The sequence below is a fragment of the Halomonas terrestris genome (assembly GCF_049166755.1).
Lineage (GTDB): Bacteria > Pseudomonadota > Gammaproteobacteria > Pseudomonadales > Halomonadaceae > Halomonas.
This window is the reverse complement of the sequence record NZ_JBMHFZ010000025.1, coordinates 42,008-56,275: the sequence shown is the minus strand read 5'-3', so window position 1 is coordinate 56,275 and position 14,268 is coordinate 42,008. Positions and strand designations below refer to the sequence as shown.

Annotated in this window: 11 protein-coding genes; 6 read left to right on the top strand and 5 right to left on the bottom strand. The window is 70.9% G+C overall.

Going from position 1 to position 14,268, the window contains the following annotated elements; translation table 11 throughout:
- The first annotated feature begins 66 nt into the window (after positions 1-66).
- The 3 genes from ACOMD9_RS18770 to ACOMD9_RS18760 are packed head-to-tail and all read left to right on the top strand — an operon-like array spanning position 67 to position 5,160.
- Positions 67-1,788, top strand: coding sequence for a proline--tRNA ligase (locus ACOMD9_RS18770; RefSeq protein ID WP_421417511.1), 1,722 nt, complete (start codon positions 67-69; stop codon positions 1,786-1,788).
- Between the two features lie 7 nt (positions 1,789-1,795).
- Positions 1,796-2,452 (top strand): transglycosylase SLT domain-containing protein, encoded by a 657-nt coding sequence (locus ACOMD9_RS18765; RefSeq protein WP_421417510.1) that lies wholly within the window; start codon positions 1,796-1,798, stop codon positions 2,450-2,452.
- A gap of 35 nt (positions 2,453-2,487) precedes the next feature.
- Entirely contained in the window at positions 2,488-5,160 is a 2,673-nt protein-coding gene (locus ACOMD9_RS18760) for a bifunctional diguanylate cyclase/phosphodiesterase (RefSeq protein WP_421417509.1), read from the top strand.
- Positions 5,161-5,266: 106 nt separating this feature from the next.
- On the opposite strand, the gene ccoM is transcribed toward ACOMD9_RS18760, so the two are convergent.
- The 3 genes from ccoM to rfaH form a co-directional block, all read right to left on the bottom strand.
- Positions 5,267-5,380, bottom strand: a complete 114-nt coding sequence (gene ccoM, locus ACOMD9_RS18755; protein ID WP_421417508.1) for a cytochrome c oxidase subunit CcoM — start codon at positions 5,378-5,380, stop codon at positions 5,267-5,269.
- 128 nt (positions 5,381-5,508) lie between these two features.
- Positions 5,509-6,015: an FKBP-type peptidyl-prolyl cis-trans isomerase gene (locus ACOMD9_RS18750; protein ID WP_421417507.1), complete on the bottom strand. Its 507-nt coding sequence runs from the start codon at positions 6,013-6,015 to the stop codon at positions 5,509-5,511.
- A 35-nt stretch (positions 6,016-6,050) separates the two neighbouring features.
- Complete coding sequence (gene rfaH / locus ACOMD9_RS18745; RefSeq protein ID WP_421417506.1) at positions 6,051-6,587, bottom strand: transcription/translation regulatory transformer protein RfaH; 537 nt, start codon at positions 6,585-6,587, stop codon at positions 6,051-6,053.
- 149 nt (positions 6,588-6,736) lie between these two features.
- Here rfaH and ACOMD9_RS18740 point away from each other — a divergent pair, with 149 nt between their 5' ends.
- Positions 6,737-8,104, top strand: a complete 1,368-nt coding sequence (locus tag ACOMD9_RS18740) for an AmpG family muropeptide MFS transporter (RefSeq protein ID WP_421417505.1) — start codon at positions 6,737-6,739, stop codon at positions 8,102-8,104.
- Positions 8,105-8,122: 18 nt separating this feature from the next.
- On the opposite strand, the gene ACOMD9_RS18735 is transcribed toward ACOMD9_RS18740, so the two are convergent.
- Positions 8,123-9,955 carry an SEC-C metal-binding domain-containing protein gene (locus ACOMD9_RS18735; RefSeq protein WP_421417504.1) on the bottom strand — a complete coding sequence of 611 codons (1,833 nt, stop codon included), beginning with the start codon at positions 9,953-9,955 and terminating at the stop codon, positions 8,123-8,125.
- A gap of 61 nt (positions 9,956-10,016) precedes the next feature.
- Complete coding sequence (locus ACOMD9_RS18730) at positions 10,017-11,261, bottom strand: ABC1 kinase family protein (protein WP_421417503.1); 1,245 nt, start codon at positions 11,259-11,261, stop codon at positions 10,017-10,019.
- A gap of 118 nt (positions 11,262-11,379) precedes the next feature.
- Between ACOMD9_RS18730 and ACOMD9_RS18725 the strand changes: the two genes are divergently transcribed.
- A complete protein-coding gene (locus ACOMD9_RS18725; RefSeq protein WP_421417502.1) occupies positions 11,380-13,317 on the top strand; it encodes a DNA topoisomerase III in 1,938 nt (645 codons plus the stop codon).
- A complete protein-coding gene (locus ACOMD9_RS18720) occupies positions 13,314-14,249 on the top strand; it encodes a ketopantoate reductase family protein (protein ID WP_421417501.1) in 936 nt (311 codons plus the stop codon). Before ACOMD9_RS18725 ends, ACOMD9_RS18720 begins: the two co-directional genes overlap by 4 nt.
- Positions 14,250-14,268 lie beyond the last annotated feature (19 nt).

Here is a 14,268-nt window from a genome sequence, read left to right as displayed (position 1 = left end):
ATGCGGGGTCATTGCGGCCGACTCGCGGCCCATCCCGTTTGACGAGACCGAGGAACCGCCGGACCCATGCGCGCCACCCAACTGTTGATCGCCACCCTCAAGGAAACGCCCGCCGACGCCGAGATCGTCAGCCACCAGCTGATGCTGCGCGCCGGCATGATCCGCCGCCTCACCTCCGGCCTCTACACCTGGCTGCCGATGGGCCTGAAGACCCTGCGCAAGGTGGAGCGCATCGTGCGCGAGGAGATGGACCGCGCCGGGGCCCAGGAAGTGCTGATGCCGGCGGTGCAGCCCGCCGAGCTGTGGCAGGAGTCCGGCCGCTGGGAGCAGTACGGGCCGGAGCTCCTGCGCCTCAAGGATCGCCACGACCGCGACTACTGCGTCGGCCCCACCCATGAGGAGGTGATCACCGACCTGATGCGCCGCGAGCTGTCGAGCTACAAGCAGCTTCCGGCCAACTTCTACCAGATCCAGACCAAGTTCCGCGACGAGATCCGTCCGCGTTTCGGGGTGATGCGCTCCCGCGAGTTCATCATGAAGGACGCCTACTCCTTCCACCTGGACCAGGCCTCCCTGCAGGAGACCTACCAGGCGATGTACGACGCCTACACCCGCATCTTCACCCGCCTCGGCCTGGACTTCCGCCCGGTGCTGGCCGACACCGGCGCCATCGGTGGTACCGATTCCCACGAGTTCCATGTGCTGGCCGACTCCGGCGAGGACGCCATCGTCTTCTCCACCGAGTCCGACTACGCCGCCAATATCGAGAAGGCCGAGGCGCTGCCCGCCCCGCTGGGCACCGTGCCCGAGCGCGCCGCGCCGAGCGAGGCGCTGCGCCTGGTCGACACCCCGAACGCCCGCACCATCGCCGCCCTGGTGGAGCAGCACGGCCTGCCCATCGAGAAGACCATCAAGACCCTGATGGTGCACGGCGCCGAGGGCGGCCTGATCGCCCTGCTGGTACGTGGCGACCATGAGCTCAACGAGATCAAGGCCGAGAACCTGCCCGAGATCGCCACGCCGCTGACCATGGCGAGCGAGGAGGAGATCCGCGCCGCGGTAGGGGCCGGCCCCGGTTCCCTGGGGCCGGTGAACCTCGACATGCCGATCGTCATCGACCGCAGCGTGGCACTGATGAGCGACTTCGGCGCCGGCGCCAATGTCGACGGCAAGCACTACTTCGGCATCAACTGGGAGCGCGACGTGGCGTTGCCGAAGGTCGCCGATATCCGCAACGTGGTGGAAGGCGATCCCTCGCCGGACGGCAAGGGCGTGCTCGCCATCAAGCGCGGCATCGAGGTGGGCCACGTCTTCCAGCTGGGACGCAAGTACAGCGAGGCGATGAACGCCACCGTGCTGGACGACAGCGGCCGCGCCGCGCATCCCTGGATGGGCTGCTATGGTATTGGTGTGACACGGGTCGTGGCCGCCGCCATCGAACAGAATCACGACGATGCCGGCATCATCTGGCCTGATGCCATCGCACCCTTCCATATCGCGCTCGTGCCGATGAACGCCCACAAGTCCCAGCGGGTGCGCGAGGAGTCCGAGCGGCTCTATCAGGCACTCACCGCCGCCGGCCTCGAGGTACTGCTCGACGACCGCGACCTGCGCCCCGGCGTCAAGTTCGCCGACCATGAGCTGATGGGGATTCCTCACCGCCTGGTGGTCGGGGACCGTGGCCTGGACAAGGGTGAACTCGAATACAAGGGACGCCGTGACAGTGACGCCACCATGGTACCGGCAGAGCAGATCCTCGACTTCCTGGGTGACCGCGTCGGCCGCTAGGCGACCGATGGCCACCGCCCTGCTGGCGGTGGCCGGCCTGCCATTCGCCCTCGCCGACGAGGGCGACTCCCTCCAGGAGGCCGCGCAGGCGTACCCGGCCGTGGAGCAGCGCCAGCTGGTGCAGGCCCTGCCGGAGATCCCGGCCTCCCTGCGCACCACCCTGGTGGCCTCGCTGGAGGATCCCCGCTCCCCGGCCGATATCTGGGCCGGGCGCCAGTGGCTGAACGACATGGAGCCACGCCTGGCGCGTTACGTGAAGGACCCGTCACGGCGCAGCGAGCTGTTGCGCCGCATCTACCACGAGGCACGCCTGGCCGGCCTGCCCCCGGAACTGGTCCTGGCGGTGATCCAGGTGGAGAGCGCCTTCCAGGCGGAAGCCGTCTCCTCCGCCGGTGCCGTGGGACTGATGCAGATCATGCCGTTCTGGATCCGCGAGCTCGGCCTGCCCGCCGACGACCTCAAGGACCCGTGGCGGAACCTGCGCTACGGCTGCACCATCCTTGCCCACTACCTGGCCGTGGAAGGCGGCGACCTGACCCGGGCGCTGGCGCGCTACAACGGCAGCCTGGGGAAGACCTGGTATCCCGAACGGGTGATGCGTGCCTGGCAGCGTCACTGGCGACAGCCGGGTGACGGTGGCGCGAGGGCCGCGGCGCAGCGCTGATATCGACAGAGGCGAACCCAAGGATGCCCGACGCCATGGACAAGGTAACGAGGCAGGACGACCCGGCTGCCAGCATCGCCCGGGCGCTGAGCCGCACCGAACGCGACTACCGTCGCCTGCGCGTGGGGCTTGCCGCCCTGCTGGTCCTGGCCGTGGCGGTGATGCTGGCCATCCTGCTGTGGGCGGCCCGCGAGCAGAACCTCCAGCATGCCCGCCACACCCAGGCGCAGATCGAGAACCAGCTCGAACAGATCCGTCGCCGGCTGGTCGGCCAGGTACTCGACTACGCGGTCTGGGACCTCAGCCACCTGGCCATTCACGCCGAGGATGGACCGGACCAGGAGTGGCTCGAACTGGAGATGGGGGCCAACCTGCACGACAACCTGGGCATCGACCTGGCCCTGCTGGTGACGGCCGACCAGCAGGTGCTCTACGAGGTCCATCGCGGCGAGCCGCGCCCGCTCGGGGCCGGCCACGACTCCCTGCTCGCCCCGGGGGCGGCCGCCACGGCATCCGGCTATGCCCTCTGGCAGGAACGACCGGTGCTGTTCGCCTCCGCCCCGGTGCTGCCGGAAAGCGACCAGCACGCCCGGGCTGCGCAGCCCCATCGGCTGCTGTTCGCCTTCGAGGTCGGCAACGGCCTCACCCGGATGCTGCGCGAGGCGACCAGCCTGCCCGACCTGCACCTGACCGACGCCCCCGGGCGACCCGGCCGCCTGCCGCTGCGCGCCCCTGACGGCGAACCCCTGGCCTGGCTCGAATGGACACCCTCCGCGCCCGGCAGCGTGATGCTGCGCCAGTCGCTCCCCTGGCTGCTGCTCACCCTGCTGGCGCTGGGCACCTTCTCGGCGCTGCTGTTCCGGCGCCTGCGCTCCCAGGCCAGGGCCAGCCTGGCCACCGTCGACGAGCTGCGCCGGACCCAGGCACGGCTGGCCGCCCAGCAGCGCGCCTGGCATGAACTGCGTGACCTGCACCTGCACGATGCCGACGAGGAGGAGTTCCTCATGGCCCTTCTCGAGCGCAGTTCGCAGTTGCTCGACATCTCCCGGGTCAGCCTCTGGCTGCTGGAGGACGGCAGCGACCACCTGGTCTGCCATGCCAGCCGGGTCCCGGACATCATCGATGACGGCCTGCGCGGCCCGGGGCTGGAGTCCTACCTGGCGCAGCTGCGCCAGGCGACGGTGCTGGTGGCCGATGATGCCCGCTCGGACCCGCGCCTTGCCGGCCTGCGGGACTACCTGCAGCAGCATCACATCGTCTCGATGCTCGACATCGGCCTGTTCGTGGCCGGGGAACTGCGCGGCGTGCTGTGCTGCGAATCCACCCGGCCGCGGCGCTGGCACACCGACGAGATCAATGCCCTGGCCAGCTTCTCCGGGCTGCTCTGCCAGTTCACCGAGTCGCTGCGGCGACGCGAAGTCGAGCAGACCCTGCATCGCCAGCTGCATTACGACGATGTCACGGGGCTGCCGACCCTGCGCGGACTCGAGGAGCATGTCGAGGCGTTGCGTCATCAGGGCGCCTTCCAGGTGGGCATCCTCCACGTGAAGGGCCTCAACCAGATCAACGACAGCCTGGGCCAGGCCTTCGGTGATGCCGCCCTGCACGAGGTCGGCGAGCGGCTGCGGCGGCGGCTGGGCACCCCGGAGCTGCAGGGGCTGACGGCACGCCTCCCCGCCAACCGGCTATGCCTGCTGCTGCCCGGCGAGGATCGCGAAAGCCTGAGTGCCTGCCTGATCGACCTGCTGGAGGAGCTCGAGGCCCACCCCTGGCTCAACGAGCGTTCCCCCGCCTCACTGCACTTCTCGCTGGGCCTGGCGGGCTATCCACAGGACTCACGGAACCTCGACCGCCTGCTGCAGCGGGCCGAACTGGCCCTCGAGCGGGCCCGCGGCGAGGCCAGCCACCGGCTGGCCTTCTACGATGACGCCCTCGGCGAGTGGCAACGCCGCCAGAGCCGACTCGAACGGGAGCTGCGCGATGCCCTCTCGCGAGGCGAGTTTCGCCTCCACTTCCAGCCCCAGTTCGACGGCGGCGGCCGCATGCACGGGGCCGAGGCCCTGCTGCGCTGGATGCACCCCGAGCGTGGACTGCTCGCCCCCGGAGACTTCATCGCCGAGGCCGAGCACAGCGGGCTGATCCAGCCGATCGGTGACTGGGTGCTCGAGCAGGTCATGGACCTGCTGGCCGGACCGTTGCGGGATACCGAGCTGGTGCTGGCGGTCAACGTCTCGGTGCAGCAACTGCGCGATGCGGGCTTCACCCCGCGGGTGGAGGCCCTGTTGCAGGCTCGGGGCCTGGCCCCGCAGCGGCTGGTCCTGGAGGTGGTGGAGTCATTGCTGGTCACCCCCGGCATCATGCCCCGCCTCGCGGCGCTGCGCGCCCTGGGGCTGTCCATCGCGCTGGACGATTTCGGCACCGGCTACTCCTCGCTGCGCTACCTGCAGGAGCTCGAGGTGGACGAGATCAAGCTCGACAAGGTCTTCCTCGACCCGCTCAAGTCACGGCCGGACGCGCCCCTGGCCCGTTCGATCATCGCCCTGGCGCGGGCCCTGGACCTGCGCCTAGTGGCCGAGGGAGTCGAGACCGCCGGGCAGGTCGACTTCCTGGGCCGCCAGGGGGTGACACTGATGCAGGGCTATCACCTGGCACGCCCCGAGCCGAGGGATGCCTTCCTGCGCAGGGTGGAGGGGCATCTCGGCGCCTGAAGCCGGTCTCGCGCTCGGCGGGCACCCACGAAAAAAAGCCGACCCAAGCGGGTCGGCGACTGGGGGGTCGAACCCCCCTCCCCTGACGACTCTGTGAGCGGCTGGCTCAGTGCTTCTTCTTGCGATGGTCGCGAATGATGAATGCGATCCAGCCACCCAGGAAGGCGATCATCATCGCGACGGTGACCAGGCCGAAGATTACGGCGTCATCCCAGTACATGGTGCTGTCCTCCCGTCTCGATGTGTTGAGAGGACTGTAGTCCGTCGGGAGCGGGGAGTTTCTGACCTGAATCAAGTTTGGCGCCGGGCGGGACGGCGGCGGGGGGATTCCATTGATCCAGGTCAGTTTTACAGGACCTTGCGATCCTCCACGGCACCGTGATCGGTACCCGGCGGCAGCGGGTGTCCCTTGGCCAGCTCGGCCCGGGTGGCGTCACGCACGCTCAGCACCTCGAGGCGATAGTGCAGGGTGTGACCGGCCAGGGGGTGGTTGCTGTCGATCAGCACGGTGTCGTCGCGGACCTCGACCACGGTGACGACCTGCGGACCATCGTCACCCGGGGTCTGGAAACGCATGCCCGGGGCCAGGTCATCCACCGGGAAGGCCGTGCGCACCACCTCGCGGACCAGTGCCTCGTTACGCAGGCCATAGGCCTCCACCGGCATCAGGGTGACGCTGAGTTCGGCCCCCGCTTCCTGACCGTCCAGGGCACGCTCCAGGCCGGCCACGATGTTGTGGTGCCCGTGGAGGTACTCCAGTGGCGTCTGCCGCGCACGGGAGTCATCGAGGACATTGCCGTCGGTATCACTGAGGACGTAGTGCAGGGTCACGACCCGCTGGGGGGCGATCGTCATGGGAGGTTCTCCTGTCGAAGGGGATGGCACGCGGTTCAGGTGCGGCGCAACCGGGAGACCGGCATCTCGAGGCGCTGCTGCTTGTGCAGCATGTCGAGCAGCACGATGGCGCGCTCGTCGCCCTTGTGACTGGCGAAGACAGCCTGGAGGTCCTTGAAGGGCCCCTCGGTGATCTCCACCACATCACCGGCGCGGAAGTAGAGGTTGACCGTGGCATCCTGGCGATCGGTGCCGTGCTGGCGCAGGGTCTCGACCAGGGCATCGTCCACCGCCAGCGGCATGTCGCCGAAGCCGACCAGCCTGAGCACGCCGCGGGTGGAACGGATCGGCCGCCAGTTGCTGACCAGGCGATCGAGGCGAATGAAGAGGTAATGGGGAAAGAGCGGTTCGATGATCCACTCGAGCTTGCCGCGACGACGCTTCTGTACCTCGAGCACCGGGTGGAAGACCTCGTAGCCCTGATTGCCGAGATGCGCCGCGGCACGGAAGGATTCACCGCCCTTGCACTGGATCACATACCAGCGGGGCACGGCGTCATCGCCCTGTTCCAGAATCGTGTCGTCTTCGCTCATGGGACTCCTGATCTGGTATCACTGCCGGGGCTCTGCAACAATCGATCCCCACGGGAAGCGGCCCGGCCGCCGATTCTCCATTCTAACATCGTTGGTGGCGAGCCGTGTGCTCCCCCTTCGTCCGAGGTTCGCAAGGAGTGCACCCCGTCATGCCCACCCCCACTGCCCGCCGCAGCTGGCGCGCCGCCCTGGCCATCTACCTGCGCGCCCCGGTCATCACCATGCTGTTCCTGGGCTTTTCCGCCGGTCTGCCATTCCTGCTGGTGTTCTCCACCCTGTCGGCCTGGCTGCGCAGCGATGGCGTCGAGGTGGCGGCCATCGGCTTCTTCTCCTGGATCGGCATCCTCTACTCGATCAAGTTCTTCTGGGCACCGGTGGTCGACCGCCTCGCCCTGCCGGGCCTGACGCGCATCTTCGGCCAGCGCCGCGGCTGGATGCTGCTCGCCCAGGCGATGATCGCCAGCGGGCTGATCGGGCTGGCCAGCCTCGACCCGGTGGGCAACCTGGGACTGGTCGCGACCCTCGCCCTGCTGGTGGCCTTCGGTTCGGCGACCCAGGACATCGCCATCGATGCCTTCCGCATCGAGTCGGCCCCCGAGGACATCCAGGCGGCCATGGCCTCGACCTACATCATCGGCTACCGGGGAGGGCTGCTGGCCGCCGGGGCCGGCGCCCTCTACGTGGCGGCGGCCCTGTCCTGGGAGGCCGCCTACCTGACCATGGCCGCCCTGGTGGGGGTCGGGGTGATCACCGTGCTGCTGCGCCCGGAGCCCCCGCGCCTGTCGCTCAACACCCAGCTGATCCATGAGCCCAAGGTGCGGGCCTTCCTGCGGGCCAGCCGCGGCAAGCCACGCCACCTGCGCCGCCTGGGGGCCTGGCTGATCGGGGCCGTGGTCTGCCCCTTCACCGACTTCATCGGCCGCCATCGGCTCAAGGCGCTGTGGCTGCTGGTGTTCATCGCGGTGTTCCGCATCAGCGACCTGGCCATGGCCTCCATGGCCAACCCGCTCTACATCGACCTGGGCTTCTCGCTGGCCACCATTGCCAATGTCACCAACGTCTTCGGCATCGCCATGAGCATCAGCGGCGGGATTCTCGGGGGCCTGCTGGTGGCGCGCTACGGCATCGGGCCGATCCTGGTGCTGGGGGCGGCGGCGGCGACCCTGACCAACCTGCTGTTCGCCGCCCTGGCGCTGGCCGGCCAGAGCCTGCCGATGCTGGTGATGGCGATCATCGGCGACAACCTGGCCAACGGCCTGGCCAGCGCGGTCTTCATCGCCTTCCTCTCCAGCCTGACGTCGCGGGCCTACACGGCGACCCAGTATGCGCTCTTCTCGTCGCTGATGACCCTGCCCGGAAAATTCCTCAGCGGCTTCGGAGGGATCGTGGTCGCCAGCGAGGGCTACGCCACCTTCTTCGTGGTGGCGACGGCGCTCGGCCTGCCGGCCATCGCCCTGGCGATCTGGATCAGCCGCGACCGCGAGCTGGTGCCGGCCCCCGTGACCCGCTCGGCCTGACTGCCGGGCCGGGGCGCCTCAGCCGGGCAGCTGCCCGCGCAGCCACTCCAGCGCACCGGGAGTGGCCCGCCACTGGTCGCGCATCAGGGTGCGGTACTGCCAGGCCTCGGCCCGGGAACCGGGCTCGGCGATGCCGTCGCCGCCGACGTTCACCGGCCGCGGGTTGTCGGCACACAGCATCGCCAGGGCGTGGGGGTTGTGACGCCGGGCCGCCGCCAGCGCCTCCAGGGCATCATCGCGGCGCTCCAGGCGGTAGAGTGCCAGCACGCGCCCCATCATCAGCCCCAGCAGCGGGGCAGGCTCCGCGGCCTGCTCGGCGACTGCCCGCTCGCTCAGCTCGAGGGCCTCGCGATCGCGCCCCTCGCGCAGCAACTGGTCGAGCACCAGCTCACGCAGCCCCAGGCCGTCCTGGTCGTCCAGCGCCAGCAGTCGCTCGGCGAGCTCGCGGGAACGCTGCCGCGCCCCGCGCTCCATGCCCACCACCAGCGCCAGCCCGGTACGCAGCAGCACGGCGTTGTCGGCATCGTCCCAGGCCAGGGTGCCGGTGCCCGCGGCCTGGACCTGCTCGAGCCAGCGCTCGAGGCGGTCGGCCAGCGGGGTGAAGAGGCTCGGCGCCATCCACGGCAGGCTGCCGAAGCGACTGGTCAGGGCCAGCGCGAGGGCCTGGACCACCCGGGGCGCATCCAGCCACTCCGGGTGGGAGCAGAGCTCGCCGAGCCAGTCCGCGGCATGGGGCCAGGGATCGTCGTCGAATCCCATGGGCGCATCGCCCACCACCTGCACCCGGAAGTGTTTCTGCCAGGCTGCGAACAGGGTGTCCTCCCGAGCACTGGTGTGGTACTCCAGGCGGCCTTCGTCGGCGAGCCGGACATCCAGGCATGGCGCCGTCGGCAACGCCTCGAGCAGCGCCTGCAGCGAGGCCAGCGGCCCGGCCAGGTCCTCCTCGGCATTGAGCAGCTGCTCGGCCAGGGTGGCCCCGGGATTGTCGGCCAGATCGGCCAGGAACTGCAGCTGGTCGGCGTCCAGGTCACCCTGGCGGGCCAGGCGGCGGAACCAGAAACGGGCCCGCTCGGAGGCCTCGCGCTCGTGGCCCTCGTGGAGCAGCAGCATGGCCTCGATGTAGGCCAGGGTCGGGGAGTCGGGCAGCGCCTGCTGGGCGCGCACGAAGGCGGCCCGGGCACTGTCCAGGTCGTCGTTGTCCAGGTGCATCAGGCAGAGTCGCTCCAGCGCCACGCCGCGCAGGAACAGCGGCCCGCGGTCGAGGACCTCATCGAGCAGCGCGGTGCGCTTGCGGTGGAAGCCGCGCTCCTGGTAGAGGTCGATGAGGATCTCGAAGGCCGGCTCGGCCTGTTCGGGCAGGCGGGACCAGTCGGCGCGCTCGAACAGCGATTCCAGTATCTGCTGGGCACGGCCACGCTGGCCACTCTCGGCGGCGATCAGCCCGGCCTCGAGCAGCGCCTGGGCCGGCGCCCGGCCACTCTCCAGCGCCGCCTTGAGGGTGTCGCCCTTCCAGTCGCGCAGCGAGAGCATCCACATCAGGTGCTCGGGCACATGCCCGGGCAGCGCCACGGCACCGCAACAGTGCTTGGTCTTGCGGCCGGAGTCGCACCAGCAGGGCTCGTTGCGGCCCGGACGTGCGAGCGGCTCGCAGGCGAAGTCGAGGCGTTCCAGCGGCGTCTGCGACCAGAGCTCCGGGGCCAGCGCCTGGGCCTGGGCCAGGTTGCCGCCCAGCAGGCCGACGCCCTCCTCCCGGGCCCAGGCCATCAGCGTCGGATAGCGTTCGTCCTCGCGAATGGTCACCAGGGCGCCCGAGGCAAAGCCCAGCAGTTGTTCCACCCATGCTGCCAGCATCGCAGTCTCCGCACCAGAAAACGGCACAGTCTAACAGTCCGGCGGCGTTCTGGGCAGGCACTCAGCGCTGCGCCCAGGCCAGCAGCGGCCGGGTGCGGGCGTGCATGTCGAGGCGTGCGCCGAGCCGTACCAGGTTCCAGTAGTGGCCGTTGAGGGTACGCGACAGCAGCAGGGTGTCCGCGGGTGGCTGCAGCCGGTCCATGGCCGCCCAGACCCTGGGGCTGAGGTCGCGCAGCCGGCGATGGACCCGGACATCGGAGAAGTCCTGCTCGCCCGGACGGAACAGGGGGGAGACCGCCTCGGCGGCCTCACGGTAGAGCGCCAGCGGCGCCCCCTGGCCCTGGCGTCCGCCCAGCGACAGCAGCGCCTCGTCCATGGCCATGGGGTCGCCCGCCAGCGTGGCCTCCAGCAGCCGCATCATCGCCTTGAGCCGCGCCTCCGGCACCGGGATTATCGCCCCCAGGTCGTAGATCACCAGGCGCCCCTGGTCGTCGGCGGCGAAATTGCCGGCGTGGGGGTCGGCGTGCAGCTCCCCGAAGGTGAACAGCTCCTCGGTGAGCCAGTCGGCCAGCGTCGTTGCCAGGCGCTGGCGCTCCTCGCCACCGGCCCCCTCCAGCTCGCGCAGCGGCGTGCCGGCCACGTAGCGCATGGCCAGCACCCTGGGCCCCGACAACCCGGGCAGCGGTTCGGGTATCACCAGGGTGTCGAGATGGGCATAGCGGGCCCGATAGCGGGCCAGCGCCTCGGCCTCGGCGTGATAGTCCAGCTCGCCGCGCAGGCTGGCGGCCAGCTCCTCGAACAGGGCATCGAGTCGGGTCTGGGACACCTTGAGCCAGCGTCCCAGCGCCATCAGCCGGCGCACCTGCACCAGGTCGCTCTCGAGCACCTCGGCGAGCCCCGGATACTGGACCTTCAGCACCAGCGTCTCGCCGTCGTGGGTCACCGCGCGGTGCACCTGGCCCATGGAGGCGCTGGCGAAGGGGCGCGCCTCGATCTCGCGGAAGCGGATGTCGAGGTCGCCATACTGCTCGACCAGGGTGCGACGAATGCTCTCCCAGGGCATCGGCTCGGCCTGGCGTTGCAGGCGCGCCAGCTCGTCGGCCAGGTCAGGGGGCAGCAGGTCGTCCCACTGGGCCATGATCTGGGCCAGCTTCATGGCCGGCCCCTTGAGCTCGGAGAGCCCTTCGAAGAGGGCCTCGCCCAGGGCCCGCCAGTCGGCCTGCCCCCCCAGGCGGGTGCGCAGCAGGGCGCCACCGGTTCGTGCTCCCAATCCCAGCAGGCGCCGGGTACGGCCGCGTTCGCGCATGACATGGCTCCAGAGAATATTCGATACAGGAATTGTACAGGAACTGATTCATGTTACATCTGGCGAGGGACATGGCAGACTGTAAGAATGTCCATATCATGAACCGGTGGAAACCAGGATGCGACTGATCATCGCCGAGAAACCCAGCCTGGCCAGGGCCATCGCCGAAGCCCTGCCCGGCCGCCCGGCCCGCGAGGACGGCGCCCTCGTCGTCGGCGACACCACGGTGACCTGGTGCCTGGGCCACCTGCTCGAACAGGCCCCGCCGGATGCCTATGACCCCGCCCTGAAGCAGTGGCGACTCGACCACCTGCCCATCCTGCCGGCAGAGTGGAAACTGATGCCTCGCCCCAGGGCCCGCGGCCAGCTGGCGGTGATCCGCCGGCTCCTCAAGTCCGCTCGCGAGGTGGTCCACGCCGGCGACCCCGACCGCGAGGGCCAGCTGCTGGTGCAGGAGGTGATCGAGCACCTGGGCTGGAGAGGCGAGGTGTCGCGGCTGCTGGTCAGCGACCTCAACCGCCCGGCGGTGCAGCGGGCACTCTCGCGGCTGGAGGACAACGCCCGCTACCAGCCACTCTATCGCGCCGCGGAGTCCCGGGCCCGGGCCGACTGGCTCTACGGCATCAACCTGACCCGCGCCTGGACCCTCACCGGCCGGCAGGCGGGTCACGACGGCGTGCTCTCGGTGGGCCGGGTGCAGACCCCGGTGCTGGGCCTGGTGGTGCGCCGCGACGCCGAGATCCGCGATTTCGCGCCCAGGCCCTTCTTCGTGCTGTGGGTGGACCTGGAGGTCGAGGGCGGCCAGCTGCGCGCCTGGTGGCAGCCCGGCGAGACGCACCCGCTGGACGACCAGGGGCGGCTGCTCGTCCGGGAGCCCGCCGCCGACCTGGCCGAGCGACTGCCCGGCGCCGGGGGCCGCCTGGTCCGCCTCGAGAGCCGCGACAAGCGTCAGGCGCCTCCCCTGCCCTACTCGCTCTCGGCGCTGCAGGTGGACGCCGCCCGACGCTTCGGGCTCTCCGCCAAGGCGGTGCTGGACATCTGCCAGCGCCTCTACGAGCGCCACAAGCTGATCACCTACCCGCGCTCGGACTGCCGCTACCTGCCCGAGGAGCATTTCGCCTCGGCACGGGCCACCCTGGAGGGCGCCTGCCGCCAGGACGACACCCTGCGTGACTGGCTGGCCGGGGCGGACTTCTCGCGGCGTTCCCGCGCCTGGAACGACAAGCAGGTCGGCGCCCACCACGCCCTGGCCCCCACCGGCAAGCCCGCCGACACCTCGCGCCTCGAGAAGGCCGAGGCCGACGTCTTCCGGCTGATCGCCCGCAACGTGCTGGCCCAGTTCTATCCGCCGCTCGCCACCCGCGAGGTCAAGGCGGAGTTCGCCGTCGCCGGCGAGGCCTTCCGGGCCCGCGGCCAGGAGATCCTCGCGCCGGGCTGGAAGCCGCTGTTCACCACCCGGGAGGAGGCCCCGCCGCTCCCGCCGCTCACCGAGGGCGAGCCCTGCCGGGTCCGCGAGGCCGGCGTGGAGGATCGCGAGACCCGCCCGCCGGAGCCCTTCACCGACGCCAGCCTGATCAAGGCGATGATGAACATCGGCCGCCATGTCGAGGACCCGGCGGTGCGCCGTACCCTGCGCGAGCACGACGGGCTGGGCACGGAGGCGACGCGAGCCGGCATCATCGAGACCCTGGTGGAGCGTGGCTACCTGGTGCGCCGGGCCAAGGCCCTGCGCGCCACACGGCTGGGCAGCGCGCTGATCGCCTCGCTGCCCGACGCCGTCGGCCGGCCCGAACGCACGGCCCTCTGGGAGCAGCGCCTGGCCGCCATCGCCGAGGCCGGCGACGACCCGGCGCCCTTCCTGGCCTCCCTGGTGGAGGACCTGCGCGGCCTGCTGACGTCCGCCGATGCCGGTGGCCTGCGTCAGGCGCTGGCCACCGCCCGCGGCGAGGAGCCGGCTGCCGCCGGACGCGCCCCGGCCCGACGGCGAGGCAATGCCTCCCGACGCCGCCGCGGGTCGGGCGCCAGCCGCTCGGGCCGCAGCAGGAGCAGCTCATGAGCGGACGGGACAGCCACTGGATCGTCGGCCCCGGCGCCCTGGGGCGGCTGATCGCCCTTCGCCTGGCGGCCCGGACGACGGGGGGCGTGGAGGTCACCCTGCTGGGGCGTCGCCGACTGCCGGCCACCCAGACCCTGGTGACCCCCGAGGGGGAGCGCCTGACCCGCACGCTGCGGGTCACCACGACCGACAACCCGCCGTCACGCGCCCCCGACGCGGTGCATCTCACCACCAAGGCCCATGCCGCCGAGGCGGCCCACGCGGCCCTCGCCGCTCGCCTGCCCCCGGGCACGCCCCTGGTACTGTGGCAGAACGGGTTCGACTGCCAGCCGCGGCTCACCGAACGCCACGCCGGCCCGGTGCTCTGTGCCACCACCACCGAGGGGGCCTTCGTGGCGGGCGAGGAGCGGGTCGTCCATGCCGGACACGGCCAGACCCTGGTCGGTGCCCTCGCCGGCGGGCACCGCGACCTGGCCGGCGGCCTCGCCCGACGGCTCGACGAGGCGGGGCTTCCCGCCCGGGCGGTGGACGACATCCGCGACCGGCTGTGGCAGAAGCTCGCCGTCAACGCCGCCATCAACCCCCTGGTGGCCCGTTTCCGCATCCGCAACGGCCAGCTGCGTGACCGCCCCTTCCGGCCCATGGTGGAAGCGGTGATCGCCGAGGTGGCGACGATCCTGGCCGCCGAGGGCGTCGCCCCGCCCCGGGGCGAGGGGCTCGACGGCTGGCGGACCCTGGTGTGGGCGGTCGTGGCCGGCACGGCGAACAACCGCGCCTCCATGCTGCAGGACGTGCTGGCCGGGCGCCCCACCGAGCGCGATGCCATCCTCGGCCCCTTGCTGGCGGCGGCGCGGCGCCACGACATCGCCGCCCCCCGCCTGGCCGGACTCGAGGCCGGCCTCGGCCCGGCCAGGCCCGCCGGGCGGCCCTGACCTTCTGCCTGGCGGGTGG

Bases quoted from the DNA above. Each gene is read 5' to 3' on its own strand.
- ACOMD9_RS18770 (WP_421417511.1), top strand. From the start codon at position 67: ATGCGCGCCACCCAACTGTTGATCGCCACCCTCAAGGAAACGCCCGCC.
- ACOMD9_RS18765 (WP_421417510.1), top strand. From the start codon at position 1,796: ATGGCCACCGCCCTGCTGGCGGTGGCCGGCCTGCCATTCGCCCTCGCC.
- ACOMD9_RS18760 (WP_421417509.1), top strand. From the start codon at position 2,488: ATGGACAAGGTAACGAGGCAGGACGACCCGGCTGCCAGCATCGCCCGG.
- ccoM (WP_421417508.1), bottom strand. From the start codon at position 5,380: ATGTACTGGGATGACGCCGTAATCTTCGGCCTGGTCACCGTCGCGATG.
- ACOMD9_RS18750 (WP_421417507.1), bottom strand. From the start codon at position 6,015: ATGACGATCGCCCCCCAGCGGGTCGTGACCCTGCACTACGTCCTCAGT.
- rfaH (WP_421417506.1), bottom strand. From the start codon at position 6,587: ATGAGCGAAGACGACACGATTCTGGAACAGGGCGATGACGCCGTGCCC.
- ACOMD9_RS18740 (WP_421417505.1), top strand. From the start codon at position 6,737: ATGCCCACCCCCACTGCCCGCCGCAGCTGGCGCGCCGCCCTGGCCATC.
- ACOMD9_RS18735 (WP_421417504.1), bottom strand. From the start codon at position 9,955: ATGCTGGCAGCATGGGTGGAACAACTGCTGGGCTTTGCCTCGGGCGCC.
- ACOMD9_RS18730 (WP_421417503.1), bottom strand. From the start codon at position 11,261: ATGCGCGAACGCGGCCGTACCCGGCGCCTGCTGGGATTGGGAGCACGA.
- ACOMD9_RS18725 (WP_421417502.1), top strand. From the start codon at position 11,380: ATGCGACTGATCATCGCCGAGAAACCCAGCCTGGCCAGGGCCATCGCC.
- ACOMD9_RS18720 (WP_421417501.1), top strand. From the start codon at position 13,314: ATGAGCGGACGGGACAGCCACTGGATCGTCGGCCCCGGCGCCCTGGGG.